Genomic DNA, 13,045 nt, shown 5'->3' with positions numbered 1-13,045 from the left:
GAACTCGACCCGGACCTGATCCTGAAGGCGTCGGTGGCGGCGTCGCTGCGCACCGCCGACGACCGGAGCCCGGGGAACCGGGTCGGGATCCTGCTCGTGCCCCTGCCGGTGGGGCCCGGGTCGGTGGCTGCCCGGGTCGCGGCCGTCGCCCGCGAGACCGCGCGGCTCAAGCGGGAGCCGCCGCTGCAGCCCGGGGGACGGCTGCTCCAGCGGTGGACGGTGCGGGTGATGCGGCGCCAACGGCTGGTCAATCTGTTCGTCAGCAATCTGGTCGGCCCGCCCGTGCCGCTGTACTTCGCGGGTGCCCGCGTGCGCGAGCTGTTCCAGGTCGGCGTGGTGCAGGGGAACGTCGGTGTCGCCGTCGGCGTGCTGTCCTACGCGGGCCGGCTGAACGTCGACGTCGTCGCCGATGCCGATCTCGTCCCGGACGTCGACGAGTTCGCCGGGGGGATCGTCGACGGCCTCGCGGAGCTGGGCGTCGCGGCGGTCGGCGGCCCGCCGCGTCGCTGACCCGGCCCTTCAGGCGCGATCGCGCCGACCGTGCGCGCCAGCGAATTGCATGCGCGGAGTGCTGAGAATTTCGCGAACCCGATTTCCCCTACCGCGTGCGGCAGCCGGGTCCGCGCTCGAATTGCGGGACCCGGCGCGTTTGGTAACAATTGGGTTCGGTGCACGGCACCGGTACGGTATGTACAAGATCAGAAATGGAGCTCCAGCATGGACTTTGGAACGTTGGCCGACTTCTTCGGAGCAATCGCCGACCTCTTCGGCGCGTTCGACTTCTTCTCCGGTTCCGCCGAGGACATGAACCTCAGCTGATCCGGGGGAAATAGAGGGGGCCTGCGGGTTGAGGACGCAGGCCCCCTTTTCCTGTCCGGGTCCCGGATACCGGTCGCCCGGTCGATCTCATTCTTTACCCGACGTTGATGTTCGATAAAGGTGAGATAACGCGAGATTGAATTTTCGAAAGCGCCGCCCGCTCCGGGGACCTCATTCGGCGTCGCGTTCGGCCAGGGCCACCGGCCGCATGTAGTCGGTGATGTACTCGCGCACCCACCACGCGCCGGTCTCGCGGCGCTCGCGCCACGTGGTGTACCGGTAGCTGAAGTACCGCGCCCGCACCCAGCGGGGCGGCGCGTCGGGGAACGGGTTACGCCGCAGCAGTGCCGTCACGTGCTCGTCGTTGGTCAGCAGCTTTTCGAGCAGTCGCCCGAACCAGGAGCGCGCGTAGTCGGGGGACAGCGCGGCGAACCACATCAGCCAGTCCAGCCGCAGGTGATACGGCGCGTACTGGCGGGGCCGGCGGCGCACGTCGCCGGGCTTGCCCTTGAACTCGTACTCGCGCCACACGGTGCCGGGGCCCACCTCCCGATCGGAGGTGCCCTCGACGATCACCTCGTGCCGGTGCCGGGTGATGCTGCCGAACGCGCCGTAGGTGTTGACGAAGTGCCACCGGTTGAACGAGGCGTTCATCGCCTGCCGGTGGGAGAGCATGTTCCGCACCGGCAGGTAGCTGAGCACCGCGACCGTCCCGGTCAGCGCCACGACCACCGCCACGAACACCGTCGGCGTCGTCCCGTACCCCGGACCGGGTTCGAGCGGCAGCAGACGCTCCCACCAGCTGTCCGGGATCACCGACAGGCCCAGCACGATCGCCAGCCAGTTCAGCCAGGAGAAGTTGCCGCTGACCACCAGCCACAACTGGGTGACGATCATGATCGACGCCGCGATCCCCGCGATCGGCTGCGGCGCGAACAGGAAGAAGGGCACCACGAGCTGGGTGACGTGGTTCCCGGCCACCTCGACCCGGTGCAGGGGCCTGGGCAGGTGGTGGAAGTACCAGCTCAGCGGGCCCGGCATCGGCTGGGTCTCGTGGTGGTAGTACAGGCACGTCAGATCCCGCCAGCACCGGTCGCCGCGCATCTTGATCAGGCCCGCCCCGAACTCGAGCCGGAACAGCAGCCAGCGCAGCAGGATCAGGACGAGCAGTGGCGGGGCGGTGTCCGCGTTGCCGAGGAAGATCGCCAGGAAGCCGGTTTCGAGCAGCAACGATTCCCAGCCGAACGAGTACCAGACCTGTCCGACGTTGACGATCGACAAGTACAGCAGCCACAGCAGGAACCAGACGAGCATCGACGCGATCAGCGGCAGCCGGTCCGTCACCCCGAGCGCGGTGGCGGCGGCCAGGACCGCGCCGAGACCGGCGACCGCCGCGAAGAGACGGTCCGAGTAGCGCAGGTGGAACACGCTCGGGGCCCGGCCGAACGACGTCGCCTTCAGGAAGCGGGGGATCGGCGTCAGGCCGGTGCTCCCGAGCAGCGCCCGGAACTGGTTGAGCGCCACCAGGAACGCGACGAGGTACACCAGGGCCAGCGCGCGCGTGCACAGCAGCCGTCCCAGCGAATACCCGTCGGCGTCGTACCATTCCACGGCAGGTCACCTCGTACCGGTGCGGACCCCTCGAGCATGGCACGCGCACCGCGTTTCGGGAGTGGATTCCCCGTGGTGGGCGGCGGGGTCAGCGCAGCGCCGGCGGGTTGTCCAGATCTCGCGCCGTGTACGTGTCGCACGCCGCGATCTGCCCGGTGGTGTACCCGGCGAGGAACCACTTCTGCCGCTGGTCGGACGACCCGTGCGTCCAGCCCTCGGGGTTCACCCGCCCGCCGGCGGAAGCCTGGATCCGGTCGTCGCCGACGGCGGACGCCGCCGACAGCGCGTCGCGGATGTCCTGCTGGGTGAGGGGCTGCAGGAACGGCTCCCCGGTGTTCGGATCCGCCTGCTTGTCGGCGTGGTACGCCCACGCCCCGGCATAGCAGTCGGCCTGCAGCTCGGTGCGGACGGCCCCGGAGTCGGCACCGCGCGGATCGGCCTGCGCGCGGCCGAGGTCCCCGAGCTGGTTCTGCAGGTGGTGACCCACCTCGTGCGCGACGACGTACTCCTGCGCGAGCGGGCCGGCGTTGGCGCCGAACCGGGTGACCAGGTCCTGGAAGAAGCTGGTGTCGAAGTACGCGGTCCGGTCGGCCGGGCAGTAGAACGGTCCGACGTCGCTCGTGGCGTTGCCGCAGCCCGTCGCGACCGCACCGGAGAACAGCACGACCGCGGGCCGGACGTACTCGACGCCGGTCTGCGGCCCGAGCTGCTGTTCCCACACCGCGTCGAGGCTGCCGACGGTGAACTGGACGCGGCAGTCGACGCTCGCGTTGGCGTCCGCCCCGGTCTCACAGCCCTCCAGGGTGCCCGAGCCGTACTGCCCGGACTGCTCCGGGGCGCCGCTGCCGAGGAGCGAGCCGGGATCACCTCCGAGCAGCAGTGCCAGGATCAGCACCAGCAGGCCGCCGGCGCCACCGCCGATCGCGATCTTCCCGCCCGGTCCGCCTCCGCCGCCGACCCGGATGCGGCCGCCCTCCATCCGAGCACCCTCGTTGAACGTCATCGCCGCCTTCACTTCCTCGTCGCAGGGGGACCGATCGGTTCAGCTTGGCACGGCCGATCGGGTACGGGTGTCCTCGGCGGATGTGTGTCTTTCGTAGGATTGCAACGACGACGTCCCTCGTTAGGTTGTTTCGAAAGGAATTCCGTGCTGCGCACCCATCTCGCCGGCTCGTTGCGAGCCGAGCACGCCGAGCAGACCGTCACCCTCACCGGCTGGGTGGCCCGGCGCCGCGACCACGGCGGGGTGATCTTCATCGACCTGCGCGACGCGTCGGGGGTGTCGCAGGTCGTCTTCCGTGAGGGCGCGGTCCTCGAGCAGGCACACCGTCTGCGCGCCGAGTACTGCATCAAGGTCGTCGGAGTGGTCGAGGTCCGGCCGGAGGGCAACCAGAACTTCGACATCCCCACCGGCGCCGTCGAGGTCAATGCCTCGACGCTCGAGGTTCTCAACGAGGCCGCGCCGCTGCCGTTCCAGCTCGACGACCAGGTCGGCGAGGAAGCCCGCCTGAAGTACCGCTACCTGGACCTGCGCCGCGAGGGCCCGGGCAAGGCGATCCGGCTGCGCAGCAAGGTCAACGCCGCCGCCCGCGGCGTGCTCGCCCACCACAGCTTCGTGGAGGTCGAGACCCCGACGCTGACCCGCTCCACCCCGGAGGGCGCCCGCGACTTCGTGGTGCCGGCGCGGCTGCAGCCCGGCAGCTTCTACGCACTGCCGCAGTCGCCGCAGCTGTTCAAGCAGTTGCTGATGGCCGGCGGCATCGAGCGGTACTACCAGATCGCCCGCTGCTACCGCGACGAGGACTTCCGCGCCGACCGGCAGCCGGAGTTCACCCAGCTCGACATCGAGATGGCGTTCGTGAGCCAGGACGACGTGATCCTGCTCGCCGAGGAGATCCTGCACGCGCTGTGGCGCCTGGTCGGGCACGAGCTGACCACCCCGATCCCGCGCATGACCTACGCCGACGCGATGCGCCGCTACGGCTCCGACAAGCCCGACCTGCGTTTCGGCCTCGAGCTCGTCGAGTGCCGGGAGTTCTTCAAGGACACCACCTTCCGGGTGTTCCAGGCCGAGTACGTCGGCGCGGTCGTCATGCCCGGCGGCGCGAGCCAGCCGCGGCGCCAGCTCGACGCCTGGCAGGAGTGGGCCAAGCAGCGCGGCGCGAAGGGCTTGGCGTACGTGCTGGTCGGCGAGGACGGGGAGCTGTCCGGACCGGTCGCGAAGAACCTCACCGACGCCGAGCGCGAGGGCCTGGCCAAGCACGTCGGCGCCCAGCCCGGGGACTGCATCTTCTTCGCCGCCGGCGCCACCAAGCCCATGCGCGCGCTGCTCGGTGCCGCTCGCGGCGAGATCGCCCGCAAGCTCGATCTCATCGATCCCGACGACTGGAAGTTCGTGTGGGTCGTCGACGCCCCGCTGTTCGAGCCGGCCGCCGACGCCACCGCCTCCGGCGACGTCGCGCTCGGCAGCTCCGCATGGACGGCGGTGCACCACGCCTTCACCTCGCCGATGCCCGAGCACCTCGACACGTTCGACACCGATCCCGGCTCGGCCCTCGCCTACGCCTACGACATCGTGTGCAACGGTCACGAGATCGGCGGCGGCTCGATCCGAATCCACCGCACCGACATCCAGCAGCGCGTGTTCAAGGTGATGGGCATCTCCGAGGAGGAGGCGAACGAGAAGTTCGGCTTCCTGCTCGAGGCATTCAAGTACGGCGCTCCGCCGCACGGCGGCATCGCCTTCGGGTGGGACCGCATCACCGCCCTGCTCGCCGGCGCGGACTCGATCCGCGAGGTCATCGCGTTCCCGAAGTCCGGCGGCGGTGTCGACCCGCTGACCGACGCTCCGGCGCCGATCACCCCCGAGCAGCGCAAGGAGTCCGGGATCGACTTCAAGCCGGAGCCGAAGAAGGCCGAGAAGTAGAGCACCGACAGGACCTCGTCGGCGGCGCCTGCCCACGGGCCGGTGCCGCCGCGGTGTCAGAGGGCAGCGCGCACGGCGGGGCACGGCCTGGCACAGTGACAGCAGGCGCCGGACGGACGGAGAGGGCGGCAACGGCATGACCGACATGGTCGCCACACAGTCGCTGCGAGCGCGGTACGCCCACCGCGGACCGGAATTCGACGAACTCTTCGACCCCGCGGGCGACGTCCGCGAGCACTGGGCCGAACTGGCGGAGGGGTTGCAGGCACGTGGCCCCCAGGCGCTGGCCCGCTACCGGCAGCGGGTGCGCCGGCTCGTCGACAACCACGGCATCACATACACCCCCGTCGACGCCCGCACCGAGGAGACCGGTCCGGCCGCGCCGCACCGGTGGGAACTCGACGGGGTGCCGTTCGTCCTCTCCGCCGACGATTGGGGCACCCTCGAGCAGGGTCTGCTGCAGCGCTCACGGCTGCTCGACACGCTGCTCGCCGACCTGTACGGGCCGATGCGCACGCTCCGGGAGGGACTGCTGCCCCCGCAACTGGTGTTCGGCCATCGCGGCTACGTGCGGGCCGCGCACGGGCTCTCGCTCCCCGGGCCGCATCAGCTGTTCGTCCACGCAATCGACGTCGCCCGTGCCCGCGACGGCCGGTTCCGGGTGGTGCGGGACCACACCCAGGCCCCGTCCGGCGCCGGGTACGCCCTCGCCGACCGGCGGGTGACGGCACGCGCCATGCCCGACCTGTACCAGGCGACGAACCCACGGCCGCTGTCGCCGTTCGTCGAGGCGATGCGCCTCGCGCTGCGCGAGGCCGCACCCGCCGGCGCGGAGGACCCGGTGGTGGTCGTCCTCGGCCCGGGCGCACACTCGGAGACCGCCTTCGATCAGGCCCACATCGCGGGCGTCCTCGGGTTCCCGCTGGTCGAGGCCGCCGACCTGGTGGTGCGCGAGGGCCGGTTGTGGATGCGCTCGCTCGGCTCGCTCACCCGCGTCGACGTCGTGCTACGCCGCGTCGACGCCGCCTACGCGGACCCGCTCGACCTGCGGCCGGACTCGCGGCTCGGCGTGGTCGGGCTCGTGGAGGTGGTGCGGCGCGGCGCCGTCACCGTCGTCAACACCCTCGGCAGCGGGGTGCTCGAGAATCCGGCCCTGGCGGAGTTCCTGCCGTCGCTGTGCCGGGCCCTGCTCGACGAGGACCTGCTGCTCGAGCCGGTCCCCGCATACTGGGGCGGCACCCCGGCCGGGGTCGCGGCGCTGACGGAGAGGTTCGAGCAGCTGGTGCTGCGGTCGGCGGTCACCGCCCGGTCGGTGATGGTCGGCAGCCTAGACGCGCAGCAGCGCGAGGGTCTGCTCGCCCAGGTGCGAGCGCAGCCGGGGCGGTGGGTCGGCCAGGAGATTCCCGACCACTCGTACGTCCCGTCGCTGTCCGGAATCTCCGGCGGGCTCGGTGCCGCGCCGGTCGGCGTCCGACTGTTCACCGTCGCCCAGCGGGTCGGATTCACCCCCATGCCCGGTGGGCTCGGCGAGATCGTCGTCCCGGGCGCGACGCCGCGCACGCGGCCGCCGATGCGCGTCGTCGCCAAGGACGTGTGGGTGCGCACCGCCGCGCCCACGGCCACCACCGGCGCGACAGGCGTTCCGGCCGGGGACGAGGTGTCCACCTTCGCCGTGCCCCCCGTCGACGTCGTCGCCTCGCCTCGGGTGCTCAACGACCTGTTCTGGCTGGGCCGCTACGGCGAGCGTGCCGAGGACACCGCCCGCCTGCTCGTCGCGGTCCGCGAGCGCTACCAGGACTACCGCTTCCGGCCCTGGCTGCCGGGCAGCGAGTGCCTGCCCGTGCTGCTGTCGGCGCTCACCGCCGCGGCCCCCGGACCGGCGATCGCGGCGCAGCACACCGGTGCCGACGTCATGGACGACTACCACTCCGCCACAGCGGAATTCCGCTCCATGACCGTCGATCCGGAACGGCTCGGCTCGCTCGCCCAATCGTTCGCCGGACTCGACCAGGCGGCCCGGGCCGTGCGCGACCAGCTCTCCAACGACACGTGGGCCGTGCTCGCCGACGTCCAGCGCGCCCTCGACGCGCTCACCGAGGACCCCGACGACGACGGCTCCCTGCTCGGCGCCACCCAGTCCGCCGTCCTCGCCGGGATGCTCGCCCTGTCCGGGCTCGGGGCCGAATCGATGGTCCGTGACCTGGGCTGGCACGTGATGGACCTCGGCAAGCGGATCGAGCGGGCGCTGTCGCTGACCACCCTGCTGGCGACCACCCTCACCGTCGCCCGCGACGCCGCCACCGACCGGGCGCTGATGGAGACGGTGCTCGGCGCCGCGGAGAGCTCGGTGACCTACCGCCGCCGCAACCACCGGGTGCGCCCGGCCGCCGTCGCGCAGCTGCTGCTGCTCGACACCACCAACCCCCGCTCGCTGGCGTGGGTGCTCGAACGCCTGCGCGAGAACTTGCGGGCGCTGCCCGACGCCTCCGGCTCGACCCGGCCCGAACGCCTCGCCGACGAGCTGCTGACCCGGCTGCGCCGGGTGGACCCGGTCGACCTCGAGACCGCCACCGACGGCGTCCGCCGCGAGCTCGCCGATCTCCTCGCGGCCGTCCACACCGGACTCGAGCAGCTGGCCGAGCAGCTGCTGCGCGGGCCGCTGTCGCTGCCCGGCGGCACCCGGCCGCTGTGGGGCGGCGCCCAGCGGAGGACCCTGCCGTGACCGATCCGCTCGACCCCGCCCGGCGCCGGTACCGCATCGTGCATCGCACCACCTACCGGTACTCCGGCGTGGTGACCTCCTCGTACGGCCGCGGCTACCTGCTGCCCCGCGACACCGACAACCAGCGGGTCGTCTCGAGCAGCGTCACCGTCGACCCCGCCCCGGCCGACACGTCGGTGGGGGCGGACCTGTGGGGCAACCGCGACGTCTACTTCCACGTCGCCGAGCCCCACGACACGCTCGTCGTCACCGCGGAGTCCGAGGTGACGGTGACCCCGCCGGATCCGGCGCGGCTGGTCGCCGGTCCCGCCGTCGCGCCGTGGGAGTCGGCGCGGCCGGTCGGCACGGCCGGCGCCCTGGCCACCGACTTCGTTCTGGACCTCGACCCGCCCGAGGTCGACGCCGAGGTACTCGCCTACGCCGCGCCCACCTTCCCTCCGGGCCGGCCGCTGGTCGAGGCGATCGCCGAACTCACCCACCGCATCTTCACCGACTTCGCCTACCACTCCGGATCGACGTCGGTGTCCACGCGCGTCGCCGAGGTCCTGGTCGCGCGCTCCGGCGTGTGCCAGGACTTCGCGCGCCTGGCCCTCGCCTGCCTGCGCGCGCACGGCCTCGCCGCCCGCTACGTGTCCGGCTACCTCGCCACCGATCCGCCCCCCGGACGCGAACGCATGGTGGGCGTCGACGCGACGCACGCCTGGGCGGCGGTGTGGCTGCCCGGCGACACGTGGCTCGCCTTCGACCCGACCAACGACCAGTTCGTGGACGAGCGGTACACCACCGTCGCGTGGGGCCGCGACTACGCCGACGTGCCGCCGCTGCGCGGGGTGATCTACACCGAAGCCAAGGACAGCACCATCGACGTGTCCGTCGACGTGGCTCCGCTCGCGCCCACCGGCGGCGACCGCACCGACCCCGAACCGACAGGAGCGGCCGATGCGTGACTTCTCGTGCCCGATGTGCGGGCAGCAACTGACCTTCGAGAACTCGGTCTGCCTGCGCTGCGGCAGCGCAATCGGCTTCGACCTCGGCACCGTCTCGATGGTCGCGATCCTGCCCGAGGACGACGCCGACGGTCCGGCCTCCGGTGCGGTGCCGGCCCGCCGCTACCGGCTGTGCGACAACCTGCACCTGGCCCGCTGCAACTGGATCGTCGGCCGCGACGAGCCCGGCCTGTGCCGGTCGTGCCGGCTCACCCGCACCCGCCCGGCCGACGACGACACCGACGCGCTGGCCGCGTTCGCCGACGCCGAGGCCGCCAAGCGCCGGCTGATCGTCGAACTCACCGAACTCGGCCTGCCGCTCACCGGCCGCGACACCGACCCGGACACCGGCCTCGCGTTCGACCTGCTGTCGAGCCGCGACGAGCAGGTCCTCACCGGACACGCGTCGGGAGTGATCTCCCTCGATCTCGCCGAGGGCGACGACGTGCACCGTGAGCAGCTGCGGATCGAGATGGGCGAGCCGTACCGCACCCTGCTGGGCCACTTCCGGCACGAGATCGGGCACTACTACCAGATGGTCCTGATCGCCACCCCCGCCGTGCGGGCCCGGTTCGAGGCGCTGTTCGGCGATCCCGACGCGGACTACCAGGCGGCGCTGGACCGGCACTACTCCGAGGGAGCACCCGACGGGTGGGAGGACGAGTTCGTCTCCTCGTACGCGACGATGCATCCGGCCGAGGACTGGGCCGAGACGTTCGCGCACTATCTGCACATGCGGGACGCGCTGGACACCGCCGCCGGGTTCGGGTTCGCACCCGCCGGCGCCGCCCTGGACCGCCCCCAGCCCGGCCCGGCCGGCTTCGACAAACTCCTCGAGCGCTGGCTGCCGCTGGCCTGGTCGCTGAACATGGTCAACCGGTCGATGGGTCACACCGATCTGTATCCGTTCGTGCTACCCCCGCCCGTTTTGGTCAAGATGCGGTTCGTGCACGAACTGATCGTCGCCCGAACCGGGTAGATTGTCAGACGATGACTGCAACATTGGCGGAGCCCATGTCGGAAGTGGTGGAGGCGGCCGAAAAGCTGCTGACCCGGCGCACCGGCGCACCCGTGACCTTGGCCGATCCGGTGGATCTCGGCGGCAGTGGCCGCTCGGTGGTTCTGCGCGTGCGGGTCGCGGCGAACCCGTTCTCCCTGCCGCGCACCCTGGTGCTCAAGCAGGTGCCCCCGCGCGCCGAACGGCGGGTGGGCTTCCGTGGCGCCGCCACCGACGACGAGGTCGCGTTCCTGCGCGAGGCGGTGTCCTACCAGTTCGCCACCGCCCTGGCCAAGGACGACCGGCCGGGCGCCGAACTGCTGGCCTACGACTTCGAGTCGCGGCTGCTGGTGCTCAGCGACCTCGGCGACGCCACCCCGATCGCCACGCTGCTGCGCAGCGACGACACCGACACCGTCACCAACACCCTCATGGCGTTCGCCCAGGCCCTCGGCCGGATGCATGCCGCGACCGTCGGGCGCGAGGAGGATTTCGCCGCCCTGCTGCGCCGTGCCGAGGTGGCGCACTTCGCCGACGCCGTCGTCGAGCAGGCCACCGGCGCGCTGCGCGTCGTGCCCGACCGCTTCGCCACCGAGTTCGGCCTCGAGGTGCCGCAGAGCGTGATCGACCGCGCCGAGCGGGCCGCGAAGCTGTTCACCGCCGGCCGGTTCCGGGCCTTCAGCCCCTCGGACCTGTGCCCGGACAACATCGTCGTCGGCGACGAGGGCGTGCAGTTCCTCGACTACGAGTGGGGCGGCTTCCGCGACGCCACCCTCGACATCGCCTACGCCCTGACCTCCTTCCCGGCGTGCCTGTGCAAGGCGCCGCTCACGCTCGAGCGGGCCCGCGCGATGGCCGACGCGTGGCGGGCCGAGGTGGTGGGCATGTGGCCCTCGCTCGGCTTCGACGAGGTGCTCGCCGAGCGGCTGCTCGACGCGCAGCTCGCGTGGGTGTGGCTGAGCACCTACCTGTTCGTCCCCGAGGACCATGCCCGCATCGCGGCGGTGCGGGACCACCACCTGTCCGTGCCGTGGTCCGACGCGCTGCGCAGCCGCTGGTCGCTGCTCGCCGACTACGCCGCCGACACCGGACACGACGACGTCGCCGGGCATGCCCGAGACGTCCTCGAACGTCTCGAGCAGCGCGTCGGCGACTGACCGCGCTACGCCCGGGCCGTCACGCGCGGTATGCCCGGCCCGCCTACGGCGCGGTACGTGCGCAGATGGCCTCGACGAACCGGCCCACCTCCGACTCGGGCAGATGCGTGGCCAGGTCGGCCTCGCTGATCATGCCGATCAGCCGATGCTCCTCGACCACCGGCAGCCTGCGGATGCGGTGTTCCTCCATCATCGTCAGGACCCGGTCGACGTCCGCGTCCGCGTCGACCACGTAGGGCTTGCCCTGGGCGAGCTCACCGGCCGTCATGGAACTCGGGTCGCCGCCCGCGGCGACGCACTCGAGCACGATGTCGCGGTCGGTGATGATGCCGTGGAGCCGGTCGTCGTCGCCGCAGATCGGCAACGCGCCGATGTCCAGTTCCCGCATCCGCTGGGCCGCGGTCTCGAGGGTGTCGTGTTCGCCGATGCAGACCGCGTCGCGGTGCATGATGTCGCGTGCAGTGGTCATCACTGCCTCCTCCGTTGAAAACGGTTACTGCACTTCCATTGTCACGCGCGACGGCGACCGGCGGAAGGGCTGCGGAGGCATCGGGCTCACCCGGCGAAGGCGTGCGTTGCCGCGCGGCCGTCCCAGCCACCCGCCGGCCCGGCCAACCCGAACAGCGCCGCGACCGTCGGGGCGACGTCGAGGGTGCGCACGGGGTCGGCGACGGTGAGGCCGCGGCGGATACTCGCATGCCCGCCGGCGACGAAGAACGGGATCTCGACGGTCGCGGCGTGACCGTGATTGCCCGGAATCGGATTCGACAACGGGCTCGGATCGGAAAACCGCCACCCCGCGTCGCACAACGCCACCAGATCACCCGCGGCGGCGCCGAGACCCAGATCCGCACCCGCGTACAGTGCGGCCACGCCCGGGACGGCGGCGGCGACCTCCCGCATCCGCGCCACCGCGTCCACCCGGGCCGCCGGATCGCCGACCCAGTACAGCAGGTTCGCACCGCCGTTCTGGGCGGTGCGCACCGATCCGGCGAGCAGCGGGTCGGCGCCGAGCACGTCGACGAGGCCGATCAGCTGGTCCGGCGCCGACCAGTCCATCCCGTGGTCGGCCAGCACCATCAGCACCGACCGTTCCCACCGTCCCGTCGCGCGCAGGAACTCCACGAACCGGGCCACCTGCTCGTCCGCCGAGCGCAGCGCCGCGGTACGCGCGAGCCGCAGCGACGCGCCGAGCACGTCCAGGTGCCCGACGCGGTCCACGTCGCCGAGATTGGTGAACGTGAACCGCGGCGACCGCTCCTCCACCACGGAGATCAGCGCGTCGACCGTGAACCGATCCGGCGCGTGTTCGGTGAGCGGCAGCAGCGGCACCGGATCCCACGCCACCGACGCGCGGCCGCCGAACAGGCCGTGCAGGTACCGCTTGGACAGCACGCTCGCGGTCGTCAGCCCCAGCTCGCGGGGCAGCCGGTCGAGCACCGTCCCGGCGCGCAGGTCGGTCGGCCGGTCGAGGTCCCGGGTGCGGCCGAGCACCGGGTCGAAGATCGAGTTGGCGGGCACGCCGGAGCGGTGCGGCAGCACACCGGTCATCATCGCCGCATGGTTCGGCAGCGTCTCGGCCACCGAGATCGCCCGGGCCGCGGTGTACCGGGTGCCGGCGTCGGCGAGCGCGAGCAGATGCGGCGTGAGACCCGGCGCGAGCTCGTCCGGGCGCATCCCGTCGACGACGAGGACGTGCACGTCCGCGTCCGGTAGCAGCGCCGACGGCGTCGCCGCCCGGGCCGGAGCCGTGCCGATCAGGGCCGGAGCCGTGCCGATCAGGGCCGCGCCGGCCAGCACGGCCGTGCCGGCGAGCATCGTGCGCCG

The 13,045-nt window shown here is 72.0% G+C and carries 10 protein-coding genes; 6 read left to right on the top strand and 4 right to left on the bottom strand.

The window, feature by feature from the left end:
- Window positions 1-510, top strand: a 510-nt coding sequence (locus CQZ88_RS01165) for a WS/DGAT domain-containing protein (RefSeq protein ID WP_146034233.1), incomplete at its 5' end; no start/stop codon positions are given.
- A 480-nt stretch (window positions 511-990) separates the two neighbouring features.
- Here CQZ88_RS01165 and CQZ88_RS01160 read toward each other — a convergent pair.
- Together CQZ88_RS01160 and CQZ88_RS01155 are read right to left on the bottom strand one after the other, a co-directional pair.
- A complete protein-coding gene (locus tag CQZ88_RS01160) occupies window positions 991-2,430 on the bottom strand; it encodes a lipase maturation factor family protein (RefSeq protein WP_065922588.1) in 1,440 nt (479 codons plus the stop codon).
- Between the two features lie 88 nt (window positions 2,431-2,518).
- Entirely contained in the window at window positions 2,519-3,433 is a 915-nt protein-coding gene (locus CQZ88_RS01155; RefSeq protein WP_065923478.1) for a neutral zinc metallopeptidase, read from the bottom strand.
- A 144-nt stretch (window positions 3,434-3,577) separates the two neighbouring features.
- Between CQZ88_RS01155 and aspS the strand changes: the two genes are divergently transcribed.
- The 5 genes from aspS to CQZ88_RS01130 all read left to right on the top strand — a co-directional run bounded on the left by aspS (window position 3,578) and on the right by CQZ88_RS01130 (window position 11,218).
- Window positions 3,578-5,356 (top strand): aspartate--tRNA ligase, encoded by a 1,779-nt coding sequence (aspS, locus tag CQZ88_RS01150; RefSeq protein WP_006930709.1) that lies wholly within the window; start codon window positions 3,578-3,580, stop codon window positions 5,354-5,356.
- 136 nt (window positions 5,357-5,492) lie between these two features.
- Entirely contained in the window at window positions 5,493-8,078 is a 2,586-nt protein-coding gene (locus CQZ88_RS01145) for a circularly permuted type 2 ATP-grasp protein (RefSeq protein WP_102799126.1), read from the top strand.
- The gene (locus CQZ88_RS01140; RefSeq protein ID WP_006944840.1) at window positions 8,075-9,025 is read left to right on the top strand and encodes a transglutaminase family protein; all 951 of its coding nucleotides are present in this window, start codon (window positions 8,075-8,077) and stop codon (window positions 9,023-9,025) included. Before CQZ88_RS01145 ends, CQZ88_RS01140 begins: the two co-directional genes overlap by 4 nt.
- Entirely contained in the window at window positions 9,018-10,043 is a 1,026-nt protein-coding gene (locus CQZ88_RS01135) for a putative zinc-binding metallopeptidase (protein ID WP_006944841.1), read from the top strand. Before CQZ88_RS01140 ends, CQZ88_RS01135 begins: the two co-directional genes overlap by 8 nt.
- Before the next feature lie 35 nt (window positions 10,044-10,078).
- Window positions 10,079-11,218 (top strand): kinase, encoded by a 1,140-nt coding sequence (locus CQZ88_RS01130; protein ID WP_080688626.1) that lies wholly within the window; start codon window positions 10,079-10,081, stop codon window positions 11,216-11,218.
- A 43-nt stretch (window positions 11,219-11,261) separates the two neighbouring features.
- Here CQZ88_RS01130 and CQZ88_RS01125 read toward each other — a convergent pair whose 3' ends face one another.
- Together CQZ88_RS01125 and CQZ88_RS01120 are read right to left on the bottom strand one after the other, a co-directional pair.
- A complete protein-coding gene (locus tag CQZ88_RS01125) occupies window positions 11,262-11,687 on the bottom strand; it encodes a CBS domain-containing protein (RefSeq protein WP_006944843.1) in 426 nt (141 codons plus the stop codon).
- An 86-nt stretch (window positions 11,688-11,773) separates the two neighbouring features.
- Window positions 11,774-13,045 (bottom strand): alkaline phosphatase family protein (locus CQZ88_RS01120; RefSeq protein ID WP_102799125.1); only part of this gene is annotated, 1,272 nt, incomplete at its 5' end.

Source organism: Rhodococcus sp. ENV425, from assembly GCF_002887785.1.
Lineage (GTDB): Bacteria > Actinomycetota > Actinomycetes > Mycobacteriales > Mycobacteriaceae > Rhodococcus > Rhodococcus aetherivorans.
The sequence above is the reverse complement of the archived record's forward strand: the minus strand, read 5'-3'. Positions and strand labels throughout refer to the sequence as shown.

What these genes read in the sequence shown, in the direction of transcription:
- CQZ88_RS01155 (WP_065923478.1), bottom strand. Translation starts at nt 3,433, where the DNA reads ATGACGTTCAACGAGGGTGCTCGGATGGAGGGCGGCCGCATCCGGGTC.
- CQZ88_RS01135 (WP_006944841.1), top strand. Translation starts at nt 9,018, where the DNA reads ATGCGTGACTTCTCGTGCCCGATGTGCGGGCAGCAACTGACCTTCGAG.
- CQZ88_RS01145 (WP_102799126.1), top strand. Translation starts at nt 5,493, where the DNA reads ATGACCGACATGGTCGCCACACAGTCGCTGCGAGCGCGGTACGCCCAC.
- CQZ88_RS01130 (WP_080688626.1), top strand. Translation starts at nt 10,079, where the DNA reads ATGTCGGAAGTGGTGGAGGCGGCCGAAAAGCTGCTGACCCGGCGCACC.
- CQZ88_RS01125 (WP_006944843.1), bottom strand. Translation starts at nt 11,687, where the DNA reads ATGACCACTGCACGCGACATCATGCACCGCGACGCGGTCTGCATCGGC.